General features: G+C 62.0%; 22 protein-coding genes. 13 read left to right on the top strand and 9 right to left on the bottom strand.

The annotated features are described in order from the left end of the window. The 3 genes from MRBLMS1_RS04385 to MRBLMS1_RS04375 form a co-directional block, all read right to left on the bottom strand. On the bottom strand, positions 1-918 hold the full coding sequence (locus tag MRBLMS1_RS04385; RefSeq protein WP_485878052.1) for a pyridoxal-phosphate dependent enzyme: 918 nt from the start codon (positions 916-918) through the stop codon (positions 1-3). 84 nt (positions 919-1,002) lie between these two features. Next, positions 1,003-1,506 carry a MarR family winged helix-turn-helix transcriptional regulator gene (locus tag MRBLMS1_RS04380; protein ID WP_046684031.1) on the bottom strand — a complete coding sequence of 168 codons (504 nt, stop codon included), beginning with the start codon at positions 1,504-1,506 and terminating at the stop codon, positions 1,003-1,005. A gap of 356 nt (positions 1,507-1,862) precedes the next feature. Next, the gene (locus MRBLMS1_RS04375; RefSeq protein ID WP_181878063.1) at positions 1,863-2,621 is read right to left on the bottom strand and encodes a DeoR/GlpR family DNA-binding transcription regulator; all 759 of its coding nucleotides are present in this window, start codon (positions 2,619-2,621) and stop codon (positions 1,863-1,865) included. A gap of 191 nt (positions 2,622-2,812) precedes the next feature. Here MRBLMS1_RS04375 and glpD point away from each other — a divergent pair, with 191 nt between their 5' ends. The 8 genes from glpD to glpK all read left to right on the top strand — a co-directional run bounded on the left by glpD (position 2,813) and on the right by glpK (position 12,001). Continuing rightward, positions 2,813-4,369, top strand: a complete 1,557-nt coding sequence (glpD, locus tag MRBLMS1_RS04370; protein ID WP_485878051.1) for a glycerol-3-phosphate dehydrogenase — start codon at positions 2,813-2,815, stop codon at positions 4,367-4,369. 73 nt (positions 4,370-4,442) lie between these two features. Beyond that, entirely contained in the window at positions 4,443-5,537 is a 1,095-nt protein-coding gene (locus MRBLMS1_RS04365) for an ABC transporter ATP-binding protein (protein ID WP_485878050.1), read from the top strand. A 1-nt stretch (position 5,538) separates the two neighbouring features. Continuing rightward, positions 5,539-6,639: an ABC transporter ATP-binding protein gene (locus MRBLMS1_RS04360; protein WP_485878048.1), complete on the top strand. Its 1,101-nt coding sequence runs from the start codon at positions 5,539-5,541 to the stop codon at positions 6,637-6,639. Further along, on the top strand, positions 6,639-7,523 hold the full coding sequence (locus MRBLMS1_RS04355) for a carbohydrate ABC transporter permease (RefSeq protein ID WP_034754965.1): 885 nt from the start codon (positions 6,639-6,641) through the stop codon (positions 7,521-7,523). Before MRBLMS1_RS04360 ends, MRBLMS1_RS04355 begins: the two co-directional genes overlap by 1 nt. After that, on the top strand, positions 7,520-8,326 hold the full coding sequence (locus MRBLMS1_RS04350) for a carbohydrate ABC transporter permease (protein ID WP_070256602.1): 807 nt from the start codon (positions 7,520-7,522) through the stop codon (positions 8,324-8,326). The genes MRBLMS1_RS04355 and MRBLMS1_RS04350 overlap by 4 nt, the downstream gene beginning before the upstream one ends. Before the next feature lie 28 nt (positions 8,327-8,354). Next, positions 8,355-8,630 carry a DUF2160 domain-containing protein gene (locus MRBLMS1_RS04345; protein ID WP_034755012.1) on the top strand — a complete coding sequence of 92 codons (276 nt, stop codon included), beginning with the start codon at positions 8,355-8,357 and terminating at the stop codon, positions 8,628-8,630. A 72-nt stretch (positions 8,631-8,702) separates the two neighbouring features. After that, entirely contained in the window at positions 8,703-10,430 is a 1,728-nt protein-coding gene (locus tag MRBLMS1_RS04340) for an ABC transporter substrate-binding protein (RefSeq protein ID WP_034779106.1), read from the top strand. A 77-nt stretch (positions 10,431-10,507) separates the two neighbouring features. Continuing rightward, positions 10,508-12,001: a glycerol kinase GlpK gene (glpK, locus tag MRBLMS1_RS04335; RefSeq protein ID WP_485878046.1), complete on the top strand. Its 1,494-nt coding sequence runs from the start codon at positions 10,508-10,510 to the stop codon at positions 11,999-12,001. A 19-nt stretch (positions 12,002-12,020) separates the two neighbouring features. Here glpK and MRBLMS1_RS04330 read toward each other — a convergent pair whose 3' ends face one another. Both MRBLMS1_RS04330 and MRBLMS1_RS04325 read right to left on the bottom strand, forming a co-directional pair. Next, positions 12,021-12,557 (bottom strand): YdcF family protein, encoded by a 537-nt coding sequence (locus MRBLMS1_RS04330; protein WP_485878045.1) that lies wholly within the window; start codon positions 12,555-12,557, stop codon positions 12,021-12,023. A gap of 120 nt (positions 12,558-12,677) precedes the next feature. Further along, complete coding sequence (locus MRBLMS1_RS04325; RefSeq protein ID WP_485878043.1) at positions 12,678-14,291, bottom strand: restriction endonuclease; 1,614 nt, start codon at positions 14,289-14,291, stop codon at positions 12,678-12,680. Positions 14,292-14,540: 249 nt separating this feature from the next. Here MRBLMS1_RS04325 and MRBLMS1_RS04320 point away from each other — a divergent pair, with 249 nt between their 5' ends. Further along, complete coding sequence (locus MRBLMS1_RS04320) at positions 14,541-15,050, top strand: hypothetical protein (RefSeq protein ID WP_456150359.1); 510 nt, start codon at positions 14,541-14,543, stop codon at positions 15,048-15,050. A gap of 8 nt (positions 15,051-15,058) precedes the next feature. Here the strand turns inward: MRBLMS1_RS04320 and MRBLMS1_RS04315 are convergent, their stop codons facing one another. Further along, entirely contained in the window at positions 15,059-15,691 is a 633-nt protein-coding gene (locus tag MRBLMS1_RS04315) for a cysteine hydrolase family protein (protein WP_485878042.1), read from the bottom strand. A 142-nt stretch (positions 15,692-15,833) separates the two neighbouring features. Here MRBLMS1_RS04315 and MRBLMS1_RS04310 point away from each other — a divergent pair, with 142 nt between their 5' ends. Then, entirely contained in the window at positions 15,834-16,796 is a 963-nt protein-coding gene (locus MRBLMS1_RS04310; RefSeq protein ID WP_456150990.1) for a GlxA family transcriptional regulator, read from the top strand. On the opposite strand, the gene MRBLMS1_RS04305 is transcribed toward MRBLMS1_RS04310, so the two are convergent. Continuing rightward, a complete protein-coding gene (locus tag MRBLMS1_RS04305; protein ID WP_485878041.1) occupies positions 16,779-17,639 on the bottom strand; it encodes a tetratricopeptide repeat protein in 861 nt (286 codons plus the stop codon). The genes MRBLMS1_RS04310 and MRBLMS1_RS04305 overlap by 18 nt on opposite strands. Positions 17,640-17,763: 124 nt before the next feature. On the opposite strand from MRBLMS1_RS04305, the gene MRBLMS1_RS04300 reads away from it, so the two are divergent. Further along, positions 17,764-18,537, top strand: a complete 774-nt coding sequence (locus MRBLMS1_RS04300) for a helix-turn-helix transcriptional regulator (protein ID WP_485878040.1) — start codon at positions 17,764-17,766, stop codon at positions 18,535-18,537. Positions 18,538-18,595: 58 nt separating this feature from the next. Then, a complete protein-coding gene (locus MRBLMS1_RS04295; protein ID WP_485878038.1) occupies positions 18,596-19,540 on the top strand; it encodes a DMT family transporter in 945 nt (314 codons plus the stop codon). Here the strand turns inward: MRBLMS1_RS04295 and MRBLMS1_RS04290 are convergent. Beyond that, positions 19,506-19,853 carry a hypothetical protein gene (locus MRBLMS1_RS04290; protein WP_034754978.1) on the bottom strand — a complete coding sequence of 116 codons (348 nt, stop codon included), beginning with the start codon at positions 19,851-19,853 and terminating at the stop codon, positions 19,506-19,508. The two genes, MRBLMS1_RS04295 and MRBLMS1_RS04290, sit on opposite strands and share 35 nt — an antisense overlap. A 148-nt stretch (positions 19,854-20,001) precedes the next feature. Next, positions 20,002-20,502 carry an Lrp/AsnC ligand binding domain-containing protein gene (locus tag MRBLMS1_RS04285; RefSeq protein ID WP_353656458.1) on the bottom strand — a complete coding sequence of 167 codons (501 nt, stop codon included), beginning with the start codon at positions 20,500-20,502 and terminating at the stop codon, positions 20,002-20,004. Positions 20,503-20,608: 106 nt separating this feature from the next. Here MRBLMS1_RS04285 and MRBLMS1_RS04280 point away from each other — a divergent pair, with 106 nt between their 5' ends. Then, positions 20,609-21,898 (top strand): D-amino acid dehydrogenase, encoded by a 1,290-nt coding sequence (locus MRBLMS1_RS04280; RefSeq protein WP_485878036.1) that lies wholly within the window; start codon positions 20,609-20,611, stop codon positions 21,896-21,898. Positions 21,899-21,904: the final 6 nt, after the last annotated feature.

Here is a 21,904-nt window from a genome sequence, read left to right as displayed (position 1 = left end):
CTACAGGGTGGCGCTCCAGTGGTCGAGCTGCTGCGTGGTGGCCGTCACGCCGCCGCACACGATGACGAGCACATTGCGGTAGGGCGCCAGTTCCGGCACCTTGCCGTAGACGGCCGCCAGCGCCGCGCCGCAGGCCGGTTCCACCACCAGGCGCTGGTCGGTGATAAACCGCTGGCAGGCGTCGACGGCGTCCCGGTCCGATACCACGACGCTGTGGAGCGGGCGCGTCTGGCTGATGGCGAACGCCTGCGCGCACACCTGGCGCGCGGCCAGCGAGGTGGCGATGCTCGTCACGGCGGGCAGGGCCACGTGTTCGCGAGCGGCCACGGCCGCCGCCAGCGAGGCGGCGCCTTGCGTTTCCACTGCCACGATGGCCACGTCATCCCAGCCGTTGCGCTGCAAGCCTTCGGCCACGCCGGCCAGCAGGCCGCCGCCACCGACCGACAGCACCACGGCGTCCGGTTTCAGGCCGGCGCTGGCCACCTCATCGATCATGCCGGCATGGCCCTGCCACAGCAGCGGGTCGTCGAACGGGTGCAAAAAGGCGTCTTGCGGCGTGAGCATGGATTGCGCCAGCGCGTTCGCTTCCTGCCAGGCGGCGCCGTGCACGATGACTTCGGCGCCTTCCTGGGCGATCAGGGCCTTGGCCCGTTCGCTCGTCGTTTCCGGCACGACGACGATGACGGGAATGCCCAGCTGGCGTCCCGCATAGGCGACGGCGATGCCGGCATTGCCGCCGGAAGAGGAGATGAAACGGCTGGCGCCGCGCCGCGCGTATTCTTCGCAGGCGAGGCCGATGCCGCGGATCTTGAAGGAGCCGGGCGGCTGCAAGGCTTCGAGCTTGAGCCAGATGGCGCGTTCGCTGTGCAGGCTCAGGGCGCGCGAGTTGAGCAAGGGAGTTTCGATGTGCAGGGCCATGCGTGTTCCTGGTAAACAGTCAGGCCAGCATCATAGCCGAAGCGCGCGCGCCGCCGCGTCACCCTTGCCGATGTGAGAATGCGTTCAGTTCAGCGGCGCGCTCTTGAGCTGATGCGTGCGCGCCACTTCCTTCATCGCTTCGAGCAGGTCGTCGCGCAGCTGGCGCGGCAGCTTGCCGAAGAATTCCTCGTCGTTCTGGTCGGCCATCTCGGCCAGCACGGGCACCAGCGCCTCGCCTTCCGTGGTCAGCTCGATCGAATGCTGGCGGCGGTCGGCCAGCAGGATGGACTTGCTGACCATGCCCTTGCTTTCCAGGCGGTCGATCAGTTTCGAGACGGCGCCCTTGCTCATGCCGGACACTTGCGCCAGCACCGTGGGCGAGGTGCAGCCCAGGCGGAACATTTCGCGCAGCACTACCCATTCGGATACCGTCACGCCATTGGCTTCGGCTTTTTTCTGGAAACTGTGGGAAACGTGGTTGGAAACGAAACGCAGCCAGTAACCGAGGTGGGCTTCCAGTTCGCTGACGGGAACGCTGTTGGGATGGGCGGCTTGCGGCATGGCGGCCGATTCAAAATTATGGCTCATTTCTCTTCCTTCACTGGGCGGCGTTGCCGGCATGGTTAAGGCCTTCACGCTTGCTGTCGAGTGGTTTGTTTGGGAACTATCATCGTGCTTGAGGTATTTTTAACACTGTTTTCACAGGAAATCACTCAGCGGCAAAGAGTTTTTTCCTTTTTCCTTACTCTAGATAAATAAAAAGCAATATCAAGCAAATAATCGTATTGCGAGAGAGGAAGATTAAAAAAATAACTCATGTTGCATCAATGGTAACAGCATTTTTGCCGAATTGATAAATATTTCATATCATTCTGTATGCTGGCCCACACAAGACGTATTGCCCACGCGACAGCGCGCAGTTTTACTGCAGAAATGTGACCTCCTCAGGCCGTCACCACCTTCACACCCGCTTCGCGCAGCACTTCGGCAAAGCGGGGCGGCGGTGGCGCATCCGTAAACAAGATGTCGATTTGCGCCAGGTCGGCCAGGCGCACGAGCGCCTTGCGGCCGAATTTGTGCTGGTCGGCCACCAGCCATACTTCGCGCGACTGTTCGATGATCGCTTGCGCCACCTTCACTTCGCGCGCGTCGAAGTCGCGCAGGCTGCCGTCTTCGTCGATGCTGGAAATGCCGATGATGCCGATGTCGACCTTGAACTGGCGGATGAAGTCGATGGTCGCTTCGCCCACGATGCCGCGGTCGCGCCCGCGCACCACGCCGCCGGCCACGATGACTTCGCAGGCCGCGTTGTCGGCCAGGATGGCGGCCACGTTGAGGTTGTTCGTCACCACGTGCAAGCCCGTGTGCCGGCCCAGCGCGCGCGCCACTTCCTCGGTCGTCGTGCCGATATTGATCAGCAGCGAGCAGCCGTGCGGCACTTGCGCGGCGACGGCGGCCGCGATGCGCCGCTTGGCGTCGCTGTTGAACACCTGGCGCTGGCTGTAATCGATGTTTTCCACGGACGAAGGCAAGCCCACGCCGCCGTGGTAGCGGGCCAGCAGGCGCGCTTCTTCCATCTGCTTGACGTCGCGGCGCACGGTTTGCGGCGTCACGTCCAGCTGCTGGGCCAGCTCTTCGACGGACATGGTGACCTTCTGGCGCACCACTTCGAGCAGGCGGCGCTGGCGGGGATTCAAGATCATGGTGTTCTCTTTAAAAATCATAAACGAACAGAAACGAACAAATAATACTAAAAATATGTTGCTATGGGTTCGTATTCTGGCGTAACCTTATTCATATTGCATGCGTATTACGAAATGGTGATCTTAACGACAGTCGCCGGCGATGCCTAGTCTTTCCTCGCCGGCGTGTCCCTGACAGACATGGAGTCCCGATGGCCGCAGCACAGCAGGGTGTGGAGACAGCGATCAAATGCGACGTGCTGGTGGTCGGCGGCGGCATCAATGGCGCAGGCATCGCGCGCGACGCGGCGGGACGGGGCTTGTCGGTGGTGCTGTGCGAAAAGGATGACCTGGCTTCCCACACTTCGTCGGCCTCCACCAAGCTGATACATGGCGGCCTGCGCTACCTCGAATACTATGAATTTGGCCTCGTGCGCAAGGCGCTGATCGAGCGTGAAGTGCTGCTGCGCTCGGCGCCGCACATCATGTGGCCGCTGCGCTTCGTCATGCCGCACGCCAAGGGCCAGCGCCCGGCCTGGCTGATACGCGTCGGCCTGTTCCTCTACGATATGCTGGCGAAGCGGGAAATTCTGCCGGCCTCCAGCAGCATCGATCTGACGCGCCATGCGGCCGGCATACCGTTACAACCCCAGTTCAAGCGCGGCTTCGTGTATTCCGACGGCTGGGTCGACGATGCGCGCCTCGTGGTGCTCAACGCCGTCGACGCGGCAGACAACGGCGCACACGTGCTGACGCGCACGCGCTGCACGGCCCTGCGGCGCGATGGCGATGGTTGGCAGGCTACTCTGCAGCAAGGCGACGGGCGGGAGTTATCCGTGCGCGCGCGCAGCGTCGTCAATGCGGCCGGGCCGTGGACGGCCGAGTTCCTGCAGCAGGCGGCACCGGGCGGGCAGGGCCGGCATTTGCGCCTGATCAAGGGCAGTCATATCGTCGTCAAGCGCCTGTTCGACCATGATCACGCGTATATCTTCCAGCATCCGGACGGGCGCATCGTGTTTGCCATTCCGTATGAGCACGATTTCACCCTGATCGGCACCACCGACCTCGACTATCACGGCGACACTGGCAAGGTGGAAATCGATGACGAGGAAATTCGTTACTTGTGCGAGCTTTCCAGTTACTATTTCAGCAAGCCAATCGTGCCGGCCGACGTGGTCTGGACGTATGCGGGCGTGCGCCCGCTGGTGGAAGACGCGGCGGCCGACGCCAAGGCCGTCACGCGCGATTACCGTTTCGAGCTGGACCGGGAAGGTGCGCCATTGCTCAGTGTTTTCGGCGGCAAGATTACCACCTTCCGCAAGCTGGCCGAGGAAGCGCTCGATCTGCTGGAGCCGTTGCTGGTGCCCGAACCGGGCAAGCGGCGGCGGGCCTGGACGGAGCACGCTTGTCTGCCCGGCGGCGACGTATATGGCGCCGTGCCGCAAAACCGGGCCGTGCGCGAGTTCGGCCAGTTCGTGCAAGCCTTGCAGCGCGAATATGCGTGGCTGCCGGCGGCGCTGGTGGCGCGCTATGCACGCGCCTACGGCACGCGCATCCACGTGCTGCTCGAAGGGCGGGCGGACGTGGCGGCCATGGGCGAGGAAATTGCCGCCGGCCTGTACGCGGCGGAAGTTGATTATGTGCGGCGCCATGAATGGGCCGTCAGCGCGGCCGATATCCTGTGGCGGCGCTCCAAGCTGGGCTTGCACCTGCCGCGCGAGACGGCGGACACGCTCGACGCCTGGCTGTTGCAGCACCCTTTGCCGTAAGCACAAAACGTTGGTGACCGCGCCCCGCAGAGGGTGCGGCGAAGAATAAGATACATCACTGGAGGAGAAGCGCGTGCAACTGGTACTGGACAAGATCAGCAGGAAGCAGGGGGCTGACGACTTTTTATATCCGATGTCGCTGGCCCTGGTGCCGGGCGCCATCAACGTCTTGCTGGGTACCACGCGTGCCGGCAAGACGACCCTGATGCGCGTGATGGCGGGCCTGGACAAGCCCAGCGGGGGTACGGTCACGGCCGATGGCGTCGACGTGACGGGCGTGCCCGTCAGCAAACGCAACCTGGCCATGGTGTACCAGCAATTCATCAACTATCCGGCCTTCACCGTCTACGATAATATCGCCTCGCCCTTGCGCCTGCGCAAGGTACCCGAGGAGCAGATACGCACGAAAGTGCTGGCGCTGGCCGAGCGCCTGCACATCACGCCCTACCTGCAGCGCACACCGGGAGAATTGTCGGGCGGCCAGCAGCAGCGCACGGCGCTGGGGCGCGCGCTGATCAAGGATGCGTCCTTGCTGCTGCTCGACGAGCCGCTGGTCAATCTCGACTACAAGCTGCGCGAGGAATTGCGCCGCGAATTGACGGAACTGTTTTCCAGCGGCAGCACGACGGTCGTGTACGCGACCACGGAACCGCTGGAAGCGTTGCAGCTGGGCGGCCACGTGGCCGTGCTGCACGAGGGACGATTGCTGCAGCAAGGGCCGACCCTGGACGTCTTCAACGCCCCCAATTCCATCGACGTGGCGCGCACCTTCAGCGACCCGCCCATCAACCTGATCCCCGCCCGCGTGGATGCTGCCGGTGTGGCGCAGGCGGCCGATGGCCTGTCGATCTATTTGAGCGGCGCACAGCGCGCCCGCCTGGGTGGCAGCATGGAGGTGATCCTCGGCGTGCGCGCGCACAGCCTGCATCTGTCGCCGCAGTCCGATGGCGACGTGGCCATCGCGGCGCAGGTGGATTTGGCGGAAATCAGCGGCTCGGAAACCTATGTTCATGCGCGCCGTGGCGACCTGGCCCTGGTGGCGCAGCTCGGCGGCGTGCACAACCTGGAGATTGGCAGCGCCTGCACCGTGTATTGCCAGCCGCATGCCTTGCTGATTTTTGCCAGTGATGGCGGCCTGCTGTTTGCTCCTGTGCAAGGAGGGGCGTGACATGGCGCGCATCGAACTGGTCGACCTGGCCCACGCCTACAAACCGAACCCGTCGGCACCCGCCGACTATGCGCTGCGGCCCATGAGCATGGCGTGGCATGACGGCGGCGCCTACGCCTTGCTGGGGCCGTCCGGCTGCGGCAAGACGACTCTGCTCAACATTATCTCCGGCCTGGTCAAGCCGTCGCATGGCAAGGTGCTGTTCGATGGCAAGGACGTGACGCAACTGCCGACCGAGGCGCGCAATATCGCGCAAGTGTTCCAGTTTCCCGTCATCTACGACACCATGACCGTGCACGACAACCTGGCGTTTCCGCTGCGTAATCGCGGCTGGAAAGAGATCGAGGTGAAAAAGCGCGTGCAGCAGGTGGCGCAGATGCTGGAATTGACGGGCGACTTGAAATTGCGCGCAAGCGGCTTGTCCGTGGACGCGAAGCAAAAGATTTCGCTGGGACGCGGTCTCGTGCGTCCCGACGTGGCGGCCGTGCTGTTCGACGAACCGCTGACGGTGATCGACCCGCATCTGAAATGGCTGCTGCGCAGAAAGTTGAAGGAAATCCACCACGAATTGAAATTGTCCCTGATCTATGTCACGCACGACCAGGTGGAAGCGCTGACCTTTGCCGACCAGGTGGTCGTCATGACGCAGGGCGAAGTGGTGCAGACGGGCAGCGCGCAAGCGCTGTTCGAGGAACCCGAGCACACGTTTGTCGGCTATTTCATCGGCAACCCGGGCATGAACTTGCTCGATTGCACGCTGGACGACGGCGGTGTGCGCGTGGCGGGGCAGCTGCTGGCCGTGTCCGCTGCCGCCCGCGCGGCGCTGTCTGGCGCGCAAGGCAAAATCACGGTGGGCGTGCGGCCGGAATTCGTCGAATGCGTGCAGGTGGGCGAGGGCGGCGAAGGTGGCGACCATTGCCTGGACGCGACGGTCACGGCCGTGCGCAATATGGGCACGCATTACCTGGCGGAATTCCAGCTGGGCGGCGCGACGGTGGCGGCCAAGCTGCGCGCCATCGATGCCGTCGCCGGGAATGCTGTGCGGCTGCGCTTTCCGCCGCAACGCACCCTTTACTATGTCAACGATAAGCGGGTGGCCTGATGATACATAACGGTAAAACCGATAACAACCGCCGCGCCTGGCTATTGATCTTGCCCGTGCTGCTGTGCGTGGCCTTTTCCGCCATCCTGCCCCTGATGACGGTGGTCAATTATTCCGTGCAGGATATTCTGAGCCCCACGCAAAAGGTCTTCGTGGGCACCGAGTGGTTCCGCATGGTCATGCTGGACGGCGACTTGCACAGCGCCTTGCTGCGCCAGCTGCTGTTTTCCGGCTCCGTGCTGGCCATCCAGATTCCGCTGGGTATTTTGATTGCCCTGTGCATGCCGGCCGATGGCTGGAAGGCGTCCCTTGCCTTGGTGCTGATCGCGCTGCCCCTCTTGATACCCTGGAACGTGGTGGGCACCATCTGGCAAATCTTTGGCCGCGGCGACATCGGCCTGATGGGCTACACCCTGAATCAGCTGGGCTTTGACTACAACTACAACGGCAATTCGCTCGATGCCTGGCTGACGGTGATGGTGATGGATATCTGGCACTGGACGCCGCTCGTCGTGCTGCTGTGCTATGCGGGCTTGCGCGCCATTCCCGATGCGTATTACCAGGCGGCGCGCATTGACGGCGCCTCGCGCCTGGCCGTGTTCCGCTACATCCAGCTGCCGAAACTGCGCAATGTGCTGATGATCGCCGTCTTGCTGCGCTTCATGGACAGTTTCATGATCTACACGGAACCGTTCGTGCTGACGGGCGGCGGGCCGGGCAATGCCACCACATTCCTGTCGCAGTACCTGACGCAAAAGGCCGTGGGCCAGTTCGACCTGGGGCCAGCGTCCGCGTTTTCCCTGATCTATTTCCTCATCATCCTGCTGTTCTGCTTTGTGCTGTACACGTGGATGCAGCGCGTTGGCACGGGAGACCAGAAATGATGCACAAGAAAATGAGCAGCACCATCCTCGTCGTCTTCTTGCTGGGCTCGCTTTTGCCCATCTACTGGATGCTCAACATGTCGCTCAAGACCAACGAGGAAATCGTCGGGGTCTTGAGCCTGTGGCCCCAGCAATTGACGTTCGCCAACTACCACACGATTTTTACCGACCGGTCCTGGTACAGCGGCTACATCAATTCCATGATTTACGTGGCCTTGAACATGGTGATGTCGGTCACGGTCGCCTTGCCGGCCGCGTATGCGTTTTCGCGCTACAACTTTGTCGGTGACAAGCATTTGTTCTTCTGGCTGCTGACCAACCGCATGACGCCGCCCGCCGTCTTCCTCGTGCCCTTCTTCCAGCTGTATTCGACGGTGGGCCTGATGGATACGCATCTGGCCGTGGCGCTCGCGCACATGGTTTTCAACGTGCCGCTGGCCGTGTGGATACTGGAAGGTTTCATGTCCGGCGTGCCGAAGGAAATCGACGAGACGGCGTATATCGACGGCTACAGCTTCCCGCGTTTCTTCATCCGCATCTTCTTGCCGATGATCAAGTCGGGCGTGGGCGTAACGGCGTTCTTCTGCTTCATGTTCAGCTGGGTGGAATTGCTGCTGGCGCGCACCTTGACTTCTGTCAATGCCAAGCCGATTGCCGCCACCATGACGCGTACCGTGTCGGCCGCCGGCATGGACTGGGGCGTGCTGGCGGCGGCCGGTGTGCTGACCATCGTGCCCGGCGCGCTGGTGATCTGGTTCGTGCGGCATTACATTGCCAAGGGTTTCGCGATGGGGAGGGTGTGACATGGAAAATACCGATAGCACAGCCAGCCTGTTCGGCTGGATGGCGTGGACGCCGGAAGTGGCCATCTTCTTCATTTGTATCGGCTTGATGCTGGCCGGCATGACGGTGTGGCAAATCCGTTCGCCCAGCATCGAACGCAAGGGTTTTTTGCCCATGCCGACGACGCGCGGCGACAGGTTGTTCATCGGCTTGCTCACGGCGGCCTATGTGAATCTGGCGTGGGCGGGGTTTACGGAAATGCAGCAGGCCATCGGGGCTGCCATCAGTTTTGTGTTGTTGTTGATTGTCATGCGTTGGGGATAACCGGCTTGCCGGTGTTGATGGATACCGTACCGCCAGCAGGCGGCCGGTAAAAACTATAAAAGGAGATTCACGATGAAATTGAAGTTCACGGTCTTCGCGGCTGCGGCCATGCTCGTGTCGAATGCGGCCCTGGCCGACGCCAAGCAGGCGCAAACCTGGATCGACAAGGAATTCCAGCCATCCAGCCTGAGCAAGCAGCAGCAGCTTGCTGAAATGAAATGGTTCATCGATGCGGCGGCCAAGCTGAAAGCCAAGGGCATCAAGGAAATTTCCGTGGTCTCGGAAACCATCGACACCCACGTCTACGAATCGAAGACCCTGGCCAAGGCCTTCGAGGAAATCACGGGCATCAAGGTGCGCCACGACATCATCCAGGAAGGCGACGTGGTGGAAAAGCTGCAGACGTCCATGCAGTCCGGCAAAAGCATCTATGACGGCTGGATTTCCGATTCCGACCTGATCGGCACGCACTACCGCTACGGCGCCGTCGAACCGCTGTCCGACTACATGGCCGCCAAGGGCAAGGAATTCACCAATCCTGGCCTGGACCTGAAGGATTTCATCGGCATCAGCTTTACGACGGCGCCGGACGGCAAGGTCTACCAGTTGCCCGACCAGCAATTCGCCAACCTGTACTGGTTCCGTGCAGACTGGTTCGCGCGCAAGGATTTGCAAGCCAAGTTCAAGGCCAAATATGGCTACGAGCTGGGTGTGCCGCAAAACTGGTCCGCGTATGAAGACATCGCCGATTTCTTCACGAATGACGTGAAGGAACTGGACGGCAAGAAGGTGTATGGCCACATGGATTACGGCAAGAAAGATCCATCGCTGGGCTGGCGCTTCACCGATGCGTGGCTGTCGATGGCTGGTGCGGCCGACAAGGGCATTCCGAACGGCATGCCTGTCGACGAGTGGGGCATCAAGGTCGCGGCCGACAAGTGCACGCCCGTGGGCGCCTCGATGTCGCGCGGCGGCGCCACCAATTCGCCGGCGGCCGTGTTTGCGCTGACGAAATACATCGACTGGATGAAGAAATACGCGCCGCCGCAGGCGAACGGCATGAATTTCTCGGAATCGGGCCCCGTGCCGGCGCAGGGCGAAATCGCCCAGCAAATCTTCTGGTACACGGCATTTACGGCCGGCATGACGAAACCGGGCTTGCCAGTGGTGAACAAGGACGGCACGCCGAAATGGCGCATGGCGCCGTCGCCGCACGGCCCGTACTGGAAAGAGGGCATGCAGAATGGCTATCAGGACGTCGGTTCCTGGTTCCTGTTCAAGTCCACGCCGGACGACCGCAAGGCCGCCGCCTGGCTGTACGCGCAATTCGTCACATCGAAAACCGTGTCGTTGAAGAAATCGATCGTCGGCCTGACCTTCATCCGCGATTCCGACATCCGTCACGATTACTTCACGAAACATGCGAACGAATACGGCGGCTTGATCGAGTTTTACCGCAGCCCCGCCCGCGTGGCGTGGACGCCGACCGGCAACAACGTGCCCGACTATCCGAAGCTGGCGCAGCTGTGGTGGAAGAACGTGGCCACGGCCATCACGGCGGAAAAAACGCCGCAAGCCGCCATGGATAACCTGGCCGAGGAAATGGACCAGGTCATGGCGCGTTTGCAGCGGGCCGGCATGAAGGCGTGTGCGCCCAAGCTCAATCCGAAGGTCGATCCGAACCAGTATCTTTCGGACCAGCACGCTCCATGGAAAAAGCTGGCGAATGAAAAACCGAAGGGTGAAACGATTGCCTACGACAAGCTGCTGCAAGCCTGGAAAGAAGGCAAGGTAAGGTAAACTGCCGCCGCAGTGCTGAGGGCACGGAGCTTGATGGCTCCGTGCCTGTTTTTACCCGTTTTTCGCACCACCAGACAATGACCAAATACATACTTGCTTTAGATCAGGGCACCACCAGTTCGCGCGCCATCCTGTTCGACCATGCGGGCCGGCCGCACGCCAGCGCGCAGCGCGAGTTCCGCCAGATTTTCCCCCAGCCGGGCTGGGTCGAGCATGACGCGAACGAAATCTGGACCTCGCAAGAGGGCGTGCTGCAGCAGGTGCTGCGCGACAGCGGCGTGGCCGCTTCCGACGTGGCCGCCATCGGCGTGACCAACCAGCGCGAAACGACGGTGCTGTGGGACCGCGCCACGGGCGAACCCGTCGCCAACGCCATCGTCTGGCAAGACCGCAGAAACGCCGCCTATTGCGAGCAGCTGGTCGAGCAGGGCAAGGCGGACATGATCCAGCAAAAGACGGGTCTCGTGCTGGACGCCTATTTTTCCGCCACCAAACTCAAATGGCTGCTCGACAACGTTCCCGGCGCCCGCGCGCGCGCCGAACGGGGCGAGCTGGCCTTCGGCACCGTCGACAGCTGGCTGATCTACAAGATGAGCGGCGCCCATTTGACGGACACGAGCAACGCGTCGCGCACCATGCTGTTCAACATTCATACTTTGCAATGGGACACGGATTTGCTGGCGCTGCTCGGCATTCCCGCCTCCCTGCTGCCCGACGTCGTGCCCTCGAGCGGCGTGGCCGCGTACACGCACGTTGATCTGCTGGGCATCTCCGTGCCGATCGCCGGCATCGCGGGCGACCAGCAGGCGGCCACCTTCGGCCAGGCCTGTTTGAAGCCGGGCATGGCCAAGAATACCTACGGTACGGGTTGCTTCATGCTGATGAACGTGGGCAAGCGCCCCTTGCCATCGAAAAACCGGCTGTTGACGACCGTGGGCTGGAGCCTGGGCGCGGGCAGCGACAAGACCGATTATTTGCTCGAAGGCAGCGCCTTTATCGCGGGCGCTGCCGTGCAATGGATGCGCGACGGCATCGGCATCATCCGCGACTCGTCCGAAGTGGAAGCGCTGGCCACCAGCGTGCCCGATTCGGGCGGCCTGGTCTTCGTGCCCGCGTTCGCGGGACTCGGCGCACCATACTGGGACCCGTATGCACGCGGTACCCTGATCGGCATCACGCGCGGCACGGGCAAGGCGCACATTGCGCGCGCGGCGCTGGAAGGCGTGGCCTACCAGAACGTCGACGTCCTGTCCGCCATGCAGGACGACGCGGGCATCGCGCTTTCCGAATTGCGCGTCGACGGCGGCGCGGCCCGCAACGACATGCTGATGCAGTTCCAGGCCGACATATTGAATGTGCCCGTGGTGCGTCCCGTCGTGACGGAAACGACGGCCCTGGGCGCCGCCTACCTGGCGGGCCTGGCCGTGGGCTACTGGGAATCGCAGGAAGAAATCGCCGCCCAATGGCAGGTGGGACGCCGTTTCGAACCGGCCATGGCGGCCGATGAGCGCTTGAGCCGGCTGCACAAGTGGCAGCGGGCTGTGGAGCGGTCGCGCGACTGGAGCGAGTGATTTAGGGCATAAGCCAGGATCAATGGCGCATGAAATACACGACATAGCCCACCGTTTCGCGCGGCACGGAATACAGGTCGCGCAGCTCGAAGTAGGGCGCGTGCACGTTGCCGCTGACGCTGATGCCGGCCCGTTGCAACGCCAGGCGGAAGCGGGGCACGTGGAAATATTGCGTGGCGACCATGGCTATCTGCCAGCCGTGCTGGTGCATGAGAAGCGCTGCGTTGCGCGCCGTGGCGTCCGTCGTCCAGCCTTGATTATCTTCAATAATGGCGCCGGCAGGCACGCCGCGCGACTGCAGGTAGCGGGCCATGGACGCGGCCTCGTCGAACCCTTCCTTGCCCGTCGCCCCGCTGACGAGGATGCGCGGCGCCCTGTGTTCCCGGAACTGTTTCACAGCCGCGTCGAGCCGCGCCTGCAGGCGCGGGCTGGGCGTGCCGTCCGGCATGATGGTGTTGCCCGGCACGACGATGACGTCGGCGGGGGCTTCCTTGTCGTTGAGTCCCGCCAGCACCAGGGCGGCGGTGGCCAGGAGGAAAATAGCAAGAGCACTCAAGCTCAGGAGTATGATTTTTCGCATCGTTGATGGTGAAACTTGTCGTGGACGCATCATACGCGCCCACTCCTGCATGTGGCAGTTCTGCAGGCGCGGTGAACGGCCAAGTAAAGTTGCAACTTAGCTCAGCGGGACAATCCTGGCATGCACATCGGCGTGCTCGCGCAACAGGTACAGCAAGGCTGAGCCGTCTATCAGTTCGATCGGCTTATCAGATGAAAAAACATAGGCATCGGGTCCATAGCGGCTGGTCGTAACCAATATGCCTTTGTTCGCACCTTCATTCAGCATGATTCCGTACAAATCGCGAACGGCGCTCACGCCAACCGCATCCTTATATCGTTTGGCCTGGATGACCACCTTGCCACCCAACACAGGACGGATATCAAATGCCACGGCGTCTACACCACCGTCGCGCGAACCGCGGGTGAGTTTGGTTTCGAGTCCCATTTTGCTGAACAAATTGGCGACCAGGTCTTCAAATTGCGATGGGCTTAGTTCGAGCAAGTTGGAGCGGTTTTCCAACTCGTTCAAGGAATTGCCCTGCACAATGAAGCGCTTGTCGACCATGTTGAATTCGATGATAGGTTTGACCGCGAGCAGTTCCTCGGGACGGGGTGAAACATGGGCGCCCAAGGTGCGCAGGCATGCAACGGGATCCGCCCGCTGCAAATTTATGGCAAGAAACGTGTCACGCGCCGTACGCACTGAAATGACGGGCACGCGGATGTCATGGCCCGTTGCGGGGTCATGGGTATCAATGATTCCCGTAAAGGCGAGTACTTTGATTGCCGATGCCTGATCCGCCTCAAACAGTTCATGCATGGTGCGCAGGGCGATTTCAGCGATCAGCTGCCGGTAAATATCCTGAATTTCCGATGGCTTGCGGATCTTTGATTCGATGCTGTCCTTGCTTTTGACGTAGCGAAATTCGCTTGTCGTGGGCACGATGGAAATCAAGGGCAACTCATATTCGACAGCCAGTGTGCCATTCAAAGCGTCATAGGCGACGCGAAATTCCTGGGGGAAGTCGTTCAGTGGGTATTCTGATCTGGATAGCACCATGTCGCAATAGGTGACCACGGCATCGCAGTCGTGCGAGAAATATTCCGCCTTGAACTGATCAATTGCACTGTTCCTTTCGGCTTGGCCGGCATGGAAGGCCGCTTTTCGCGCATCGTATTCGCGACGTTCTTGATCTTTGAAAAATTGTTTGGCGATTTCCTCGATGCTGAAAGCGATTAACTGCCGGTGATAGTTTTCTGTTGAATTTTTTATTTTAAGTTCATGGCGTTTCGCTACATGGGGCATGAATGCTGACCATGAAGGAGGCGGGTGGTGCAGAACTTCCTCCGGAGCGGAGGTGCTGTACAGACGAGGGGATATTTCAAACGGGGCGAATTTTTCTGTTGGCCGAAGACTGTCGAAACTGATCGTATCGTCGACATCAAGGGTGTGGGCCAGCACGCCGCGCAAACCAGCGAGGCAATCCTCAATCTCTTCATTCTTGTCTGCGACCTCCTGTTGCCTCAAATCCAGATAGTCGATCTTTGCCTGCTTTTCTGCCGCCTTTGTATCGCGCATCGATTGCGCAGCAGCCATGCGTTCGTTGCGTTCATGAGCCCGCCGTATCGTGGCTGCGCCTCGTGCTTGTCTTGCTTGCTCTCTCTCGGCAGCTGCGATAGCTCTGCTCGTGGCACGGATGAAACCTTCCAATCCAGAGCGACGGCCCATGTCATATCCCTAGTTCATTGTGGTAATAATAGAATACCGCAAGAAAGTTTCTATCCGGATAAAAAATTGATGTTCCAATGTGCGCATGGAAGTTTGCCAGTACAGAATTCCAAGTGGATGCATTATCGATAGACTATATCGGCAAGCCTGTCTACGCTGGCTCGCGAGCCAGCGCAAACAGCCTGCCTTCCGTGCTAAGCTTGGCGATCAGGCAACCTTGGCCTGCCCACCCTGCATTGGAGGACCCGCATGACAGCCATTTCCAGCCTGTTGATCGCCATGGCCTTTGCCGCACAGTCGGGTCAATATGAAGCTGCGGGCCAGTATGAGCGCCAGGAGCGGGCGCAGCGTGGCGAGGATATCCAGCTCGTGTGTTACGGCGAGGCGGAGAAGACCACGCTGGAAAACCATTCCGGCATGGAATGGGATTACGACAAGCACAAGTACGTGCAGAAATCCACCCTGGAGACAGGCAAGAGTCATTTCGATACGGCCGTCAATGTCAGCGTGCAGGGCAGCGCGGCGCAGATCCGCTTGCCGAAACAACTGGTGCCGCCGATCCACGGCGACAGCAACAATGGCTGGTGGGATCTGATGGATCTGGTCGTCGGCCACGACGAGATACGTGGCCGTTTCCAGCTCAATAGCCTGAACCGTCCCACCGTGGTGATCAACCGCCGCAGCGGCGTGATCACGGTCGACGGCATGATCAAGTTCAGCGGGCGCTGCGACGCCGATGACGGGCACCGGCGCTTTTAGTTACCGCGTCAGACGGACGCAGCCTTGCGCGCGCGCTGGTTAGACAGATAAATGTTGTCGATTTCCAGCGGCTTGCCTTCGCTTACGGCCTTGAGCCAATCCTGCGTGCTGGCGACGGCGGCGAAATTCGAGTGGAACACGGCGCTGAAGACGCGGTGGATTTCCTCGGCGCTGGCCGTGCCGCCCGCATTGGCGTAGGGCAGGGTGCCGGTGGCGTCCTGCAGGAATTCCACCTGCAAGCCATCGTGCGCGGCCTGGTAGATGGTGGCCGCGTCGCAGTTGTGCGTCATGTAGCCGATGACGCTCAGGGTGTCGATGCCGTGGCCTTCCAGCCAGGCGCGCAAGTCCGTGCCCGCAAAGGCGCTGCCCATGGTCTTGTTGATGCGGTGGTCGGCGGCAAAGGCGGCCACTTGCGGATGCAATTGCCAGCCATCGCTGCCCTTGGCGAAGATGGGCGAGGCTTCCGGCGCGTCGTGCTGGACGACGATCACGGGCACACCGGCGGCGCGCGCGGCGGCCATGGCCTGGACGATGTTGGGCAGGGAAATGTCGACGGACGGATATTCGATGGGCATGTCGCCCGTGAAGTATTCATTTTGTACGTCGATGACGAGCAGGGCGCGGCGTGGGGTGCTGGACATGGGTTCTCCTTGAGTGGTTGAAAGAGGAGACAGTTCCTCGATACAGCCATTTTCAAGCTGCGGGGCGTAAATAAAAAGTGGCCCGAAGGCCTATCTAAGATAAAATCGGGCCATGACTACTTCTCTTGCCTTTGCCGCTCCGTTGACGGTGGCCGTGATCGCCTTCGACGGCATGACGCCGTTTCACCTGTCCGTGCCTTGCCTCGTGTTTGGCGCCCAGACCGACGAGGCCGATCTGCCGCCTTTCCACGTGCGCGTGTGCGCCGCCGATCCCACACCGTTGCGCACGGCGGCCGGTTTCGGCATCACGCCCGAGTTCGGCCTGGAAGGACTGGACGGGGCTGATATCGTCATCATGCCGGCCTGGCACGACGATTGCCGCGATGCGGCCGCGCCCCTGGTCGCGGCGCTGCAGGCGGCCAGCCGGCGCGGCGCGCGCATGGTGGGCCTGTGCCTGGGCGCGTTTCCCCTGGCGCAGGCGGGCTTGTTGGATGGAAAGAGCGCGGCCACGCACTGGGGCATGGCGGACCGGCTGGCGGCCCGCTATCCCAAGGTCAAGGTGGACCGGGAAGTGCTGTACGTGGACGATGGCGCCGTGCTGACGTCGGCCGGCGTGGCGGCCGGCCTCGATTGCTGCCTGTATTTGCTGCGCCAGCTGGCGGGCGCCGAAGTGGCGAACCGGGTGGCGCGCCGCCTGCTGGTGGCGCCGCACCGCCAGGGCGGGCAGGCGCAATTCATCGAGCGTCCGCTGCCCGTGTCCGGCAGCGAAGGGCGCTTTGCCGACGTGCTCGCCAGCGTGACGGCGAGCCTGGGCCAGGCGCACAGCATCGACGCGCTGGCTGAACAGGCCGCCATGAGCCGGCGCAATTTCACGCGCCACTTCCGCCAGGCCATGGGCACGTCGTTCAAGCAGTGGCTGCTGAACCAGCGCCTGGCGCATGCGCAGGGTTTGCTGGAAAAGAGCGCGGCCTCGATCGACGTCGTGGCGCAAGAGGCCGGCTTCGGCACGGCCCTGTCGCTGCGCCAGCATTTCCGGGCGAACTTGCAGACGTCGCCATCGGCGTATCGCAAGCTGTTCCGGCAGCAGTTAGGTCAGGTCGCCTGACCATAGCATGGCCGGATCCCGGCTTCCGTGCGGCAGCCCCGCGCTGACGGCGATTTGCCGCGCGATGAAGGCGGCTGGATCGAAGGCGTAGCGTTCCTGGAAAGAGACGGTTTCCGCGCTCATCAGTTCGGTGTAGGTTTGCATCAGGGTCGAGGCGCAAACATGGTTGCCTTGCTCCAGGTAGGTGGCTATGGCGGCCAGCAGCACGCGATAATCCCCATTTTCCTTGCTGCCGCCAAAGTGGAACGACAACTGCCCGCAGGCGCGCCAGATGGGGTCAAGCTCCCCCTCCGGCACCGGTTGCGTGCGCAGCCATTGCAGGGCTTTCAGGGGCGGGCCGCCAAATGACGGCGGGGAGATGATGGCCTGGATGGCCACCCTGACGGCGTCGTCTGTTCTTCCCGCGCGCACGTACTGGCCGTGCAGCAAGGCCAGGGCTTCCGTATATTCGGGAACGATGGCCAGCGCCGCTTCCAGCAAGGCGATGGCCGCCTCCGGATTGCGCTGCGCGATCTGTTCCTTGGCGGCCAGGAAGGCGGCGCGCGGCGAGGCGGGGTCGTCGGCCAGCGATGGCGTGCCGACATACTCGTCTTCCGCTGCTGCGTAGGCTTGCAGAAACGCCGCCAGACTGGAAAAGTGCGGCTGGATGCGCCATTCGTCGTGCCAGGTCTCGACGACGATGGGCTCGCTCGCTTCGCGGCCGATGGGCCAGTACAGGCCGAACGTGTCGCCATTGCCCAGTGCACTTTCTGCAAACGGGGTGAAGCCGAGCGGTGGATACGCTGTCGTGTGTTGCCAGTCTTGTTGCGCCGAGATGTGGGCGAGGCTTGCGGGTAATTGCATGGAAGCACCGGAGGAGAAAACGCCAGTGTAGGGCAAGAGGACGCGGCGGGCGCGCGCATCTGCGCAGCAGCAAGGGATCACTGAACTGATAAAATGAAGACTCCTTCGCCCAGGCGGTCTCGCCATGTCCAGTCCATCACACTCTGCCATCGGCCTCAGCTTTCGCAGCTATGCAGATATCGGCGCGCCGGACCGCCACGATTTCGTGCAGCTGGTGCTGCCCATCAGCGGACAGCTATTGCTGGAAATCGACGGCAGGCAGGGGAAAGTCGATACGCAGCTGGGCGTCGTGATTCCGGCGCACGCCTGGCATGTCCAGCATAGCCAGGTGGCCAATCATTCCATCATTGTCGACGTGGACGCGGCCGCCGTGGCGCACAGCGGCTGGCAACGCCTGCTGGACGGTCCCTGCACGGCGATCGGGCCGGGCGCCCGCAAACTGATGGATTACCTGGGCGTCATGGCGCAGCAGCGGGCGCTGACGCCGGCCATCATCACGGGCTGGACGCCGTTGTTGCTCGATACCTTGTTGCTGGGAGAGCCGCAGCCCCGTTCGCGCCTGGGGGCACTGCTTGCCCGAGTGCAGGCCGAACCGGGCTTGCCGTGGTCGACGGCGTCGATGGCGCACTTTGCGAATCTCAGCGTCAGCCGCCTGCACGCGCTGTTTCGTGAAGAAATGGATGCCAGCCCGCATGCCTGGCTGTTGCAGCAGCGCTTAGTACGCGCCTGCGACTTGCTTGCCGCCGGCGACGCCAGCCTCGCCGAGATCGCGCTGGCGGCCGGCTTTTCCGAACAGAGCGCATTGACGCGCGCCATGCGCGACAGCATGGATATTACGCCTGCCGCCTACCGGCGCGCATGTCGCGATAAATGGGAGAAACGGTCAACAAGGCAGTAGCTGGCGCCAAGAATCGACGCGGCAGACTTGCCACAATCTCCTTTTCAGGAGATTGACCATGCATCAAGAAAACAAGAGCCGGCTGGGCATGCTGGCCGGCATCGCCGCAGGTGCGCTATGGGGGCTGGTATTCCTGGCGCCCGCGCTGGTCCCCGCTTTCCAGCCGCTGGAACTGTCCGTGGGCCGCTACCTGGCGTATGGCCTGATCGCGGCCGTGCTCGTCGCACCGTCGTGGCGGCGCCTGCTGCGCACCTTGAGCTGGCGCGAATGGCGCGGGCTCGTCTGGCTCAGCCTGACAGGCAATATCGTGTATTACGTGCTGCTGGCCAGCGCCGTGCAGACGGGCGGCGTGGCGATGACGTCGATGGTGATCGGCTTGCTGCCGCTGGTCGTCACGCTCGTGGGCAGCCGCGACCGGCATGCCGTGCCGCTGCGGCGCCTGATCCCTTCTTTGCTGCTGAGCGCGGGCGGGCTGGCCTGCATCAGCTGGCAGTCGCTGGCCAGCCCCCGTCATGCGTCCCTGCTGGGGCTGCTGTGCGCGCTGGCGGCGCTGCTGTCGTGGACGATGTATGCGGTCGGCAACAGCCGCTGGCTGGGGCGGCTGCACTCGGTTTCGGCGCAGGAGTGGAATTTGCTCACGGGCGTGGTGACGGGCGCTGCCGCGCTGTTGCTGGCCATTCCCGTCGCGCTTGCCGCACCTGCCGCGCATGGCGGCACGGCCTGGCTGCAGTTTGCGGGTGTCGTCATGGGTGTCGCGCTGCTGTGTTCCGTCGTCGGCAATGGCTTGTGGAACCATGCCAGCCGCGTGTTGCCGCTCACCCTGATGGGGCAGATGATCGTCTTTGAATTCCTGTTTGCCTTGCTGTACGGCTACTTGTGGGAGCAGCGCTGGCCTACGCTGGCCGAGGCAGCTGCCACCATGCTGTTGCTGGCAGGCGTGGCGGCATGCGCCGCGGCGCACCGGCCGCCTACTTGCGCGGCTCGTGTATCCGGAATTTCCTGACGATACCGGCCTGGTCGAACATGACGGCCACTTCGCGCGTGCCTTTTTCGCCGAGCAGGGGGATCAGCCGCGTCACCTTGGGCGCTTGCAGCTGGTTCTTGTAGACCCAGACTTCATAGCCGGGATCGAAGCTGACGACGGTGGCGTTGCCCAGGGCCGCGTCGAGGTCGAGGCGGGTGGTCTTGCCGACCTTGATGTTTTGATAGATGGCGCCATTGTCCGGCGCGCGGTTGACCTTGTATTCACTGGCGGTGCACATGGCCACGGCCAGGCCCGCGAGGCAGGAAGCTGCCAGTTTGATCAATGTGTTCATAGGGACTCCCAGTGTGCATCACTGCTTCCAATCTCAGAGGGGACGGGCGTGATGTCAGGAAAGGAGTGTGCTTGCGAACCGGGCAATGTGCTACAAGATTATACAAAGGTGCACAAAACGATGCCTTTGGTTCCGGCAGACGGTACTTTTACCGGCTCTGCAATACCTCGGTCGATAGCGCCAGGGTTTCCTTGATTTCTTCCATCACCACATAGCTTTTCGATTGCGCGGCGCCGGGCAGCTGCAGCAGCATGTCGCCCAGCAGCTTGCGGTACTCGGCCATTTCATGGATGCGCGCCTTGATCAGGTAATCGAAGTCGCCCGACACCAGGTGGCATTCCTGCACCTCAGGAATCTGCAGCACTTCGCGGCGGAATTGCTCGAAGGCGGACGCGGACTTTTGATTGAGCGTAATCTCTACAAAGACGAGCAGCTTGGCGCCCAGCGCGGCCGGGTTCACCTTGGCATGGTAGCCCGTGATGACGCCGTCGCGCTCCATGCGCTTGACCCGCTCGATGCAGGGCGTGATGGACAGTCCCACCTGTTCACCGAGGTCTTTCATCGAGATGCGGCCATCCTGTTGCAGGATGCGCAGGATGTGGCGATCCAGCTTGTCGAGGCCACGTGCCGATTCTTTAAGGATTCTCATGATTTATTGCTGAATATCTCGATTTATACGTGAACAAATACTGGCTCTTTCCCAATATGATAGCGGTTAATCTGGCGTCAGCCTAAAAAAATATAATGAGGAAACTATGCGTATCGTGATTCTGGGTAGCGGCGTCATCGGCGTCACCAGTGCTTACTATCTGGCCAAGGCAGGACATGAGGTGACCGTCATCGACCGCCAGCCGGGCCCGGCACTGGAAACCAGCTTCGCGAATGCGGGGCAAATCTCGCCCGGCTACGCTTCGCCATGGGCTGCGCCCGGTATTCCCCTGAAAGCCGTGAAGTGGATGATGCAGCGCCACGCGCCCCTGGCCATCTCGCTCGACGGCAGCGCCGCCCAGCTCAAATGGATGTGGCAGATGTTGCGTAATTGCACACCGGACGCGTATGCCGTGAACAAGGAACGCATGGTGCGCCTGGCCGAATACAGCCGCGACTGCTTCAAGGTGCTGCGCGCCGAGGCGGGCATCACCTATGAAGGCCGCCAGCAAGGCACGATGCAATTGTTCCGCACCGAAAAGCAATACAACGATGCCGCCAAGGATATCGAAGTGTTGAAAGACGCGGGTGTGCCGTATGAAGTACTGCAGCGCAACGAACTGTCGCGCGCCGAGCCGGCCCTGGAAGCGGTCAAGGATAAGCTGTTCGGCGGCCTGCGCTTGCCCAACGATGAAACGGGCGATTGCCAACTGTTTACCACGCGCCTGTCCGAGATGGCCGTGGCGCTGGGCGTGAAGTTCCGTTACGGCGTATCGATCGACGCGCTGTTGACGCAGGGTGATGAAATCGCCGGCGTGCAGTGCGGCGCGGAAATCGTCAAGGCCGATTCCTATGTGGTGGCGCTCGGTTCCTATTCGACGGGCTTCATGAAGCCGCTGCTGGACATTCCCGTATATCCATTGAAGGGCTATTCGATCACCGTGCCTATCGTCAACGCGGCCAAGGCGCCCGTGTCGACCATCCTCGATGAAACCTACAAGATCGCCGTGACCCGTTTCGACGACCGCATCCGCGTGGGCGGCATGGCGGAAATCGCCGGCTACAACCTGAACCTGAATCCGCGCCGCCGCGAAACCCTGGAAATGGTCGTCAACGACCTGTTCCCGGGCGGCGGCAATACGGCGGAAGCCACGTTCTGGACGGGCTTGCGTCCGATGACGCCGGACGGCACGCCTATCGTCGGCCGTACGCCGCTGCGCAACCTGTTCCTGAACACGGGCCACGGCACCCTGGGCTGGACCATGTCCTGCGGTTCGGCACAGTTGCTGGCCGACCTGATGTCGTCGAAAAAGCCGGCCATCCTGGCCGACGACCTGTCCGTCAGCCGCTACAGCGGCGCGCAGGGCCATGGCAAACTGCAGCACGCGGCGGCCTGAGATGGG

Origin of the sequence: Massilia sp. LMS1-1-1.1 (assembly GCF_040815535.1) — a bacterium.
In the GTDB taxonomy this organism is placed as follows: Bacteria; Pseudomonadota; Gammaproteobacteria; order Burkholderiales; family Burkholderiaceae_D; genus Janthinobacterium; species Janthinobacterium aestuarii.
Note: the sequence above shows the minus strand (reverse complement) of the source record. Positions and strands in the feature narration are given on the sequence as shown.

Coding starts and splice junctions, on each gene's coding strand:
- MRBLMS1_RS04340 (WP_034779106.1), top strand. CDS start 8,703: ATGAAATTGAAGTTCACGGTCTTCGCGGCTGCGGCCATGCTCGTGTCG.
- MRBLMS1_RS04320 (WP_456150359.1), top strand. CDS start 14,541: ATGACAGCCATTTCCAGCCTGTTGATCGCCATGGCCTTTGCCGCACAG.
- MRBLMS1_RS04285 (WP_353656458.1), bottom strand. CDS start 20,502: ATGAGAATCCTTAAAGAATCGGCACGTGGCCTCGACAAGCTGGATCGC.
- MRBLMS1_RS04295 (WP_485878038.1), top strand. CDS start 18,596: ATGCATCAAGAAAACAAGAGCCGGCTGGGCATGCTGGCCGGCATCGCC.
- MRBLMS1_RS04325 (WP_485878043.1), bottom strand. CDS start 14,291: ATGGGCCGTCGCTCTGGATTGGAAGGTTTCATCCGTGCCACGAGCAGA.
- MRBLMS1_RS04350 (WP_070256602.1), top strand. CDS start 7,520: ATGATGCACAAGAAAATGAGCAGCACCATCCTCGTCGTCTTCTTGCTG.
- MRBLMS1_RS04280 (WP_485878036.1), top strand. CDS start 20,609: ATGCGTATCGTGATTCTGGGTAGCGGCGTCATCGGCGTCACCAGTGCT.
- glpD (WP_485878051.1), top strand. CDS start 2,813: ATGGCCGCAGCACAGCAGGGTGTGGAGACAGCGATCAAATGCGACGTG.
- MRBLMS1_RS04375 (WP_181878063.1), bottom strand. CDS start 2,621: ATGATCTTGAATCCCCGCCAGCGCCGCCTGCTCGAAGTGGTGCGCCAG.
- MRBLMS1_RS04315 (WP_485878042.1), bottom strand. CDS start 15,691: ATGTCCAGCACCCCACGCCGCGCCCTGCTCGTCATCGACGTACAAAAT.
- MRBLMS1_RS04360 (WP_485878048.1), top strand. CDS start 5,539: ATGGCGCGCATCGAACTGGTCGACCTGGCCCACGCCTACAAACCGAAC.
- MRBLMS1_RS04290 (WP_034754978.1), bottom strand. CDS start 19,853: ATGAACACATTGATCAAACTGGCAGCTTCCTGCCTCGCGGGCCTGGCC.
- MRBLMS1_RS04355 (WP_034754965.1), top strand. CDS start 6,639: ATGATACATAACGGTAAAACCGATAACAACCGCCGCGCCTGGCTATTG.
- MRBLMS1_RS04385 (WP_485878052.1), bottom strand. CDS start 918: ATGGCCCTGCACATCGAAACTCCCTTGCTCAACTCGCGCGCCCTGAGC.
- MRBLMS1_RS04305 (WP_485878041.1), bottom strand. CDS start 17,639: ATGCAATTACCCGCAAGCCTCGCCCACATCTCGGCGCAACAAGACTGG.
- MRBLMS1_RS04300 (WP_485878040.1), top strand. CDS start 17,764: ATGTCCAGTCCATCACACTCTGCCATCGGCCTCAGCTTTCGCAGCTAT.
- glpK (WP_485878046.1), top strand. CDS start 10,508: ATGACCAAATACATACTTGCTTTAGATCAGGGCACCACCAGTTCGCGC.
- MRBLMS1_RS04380 (WP_046684031.1), bottom strand. CDS start 1,506: ATGAGCCATAATTTTGAATCGGCCGCCATGCCGCAAGCCGCCCATCCC.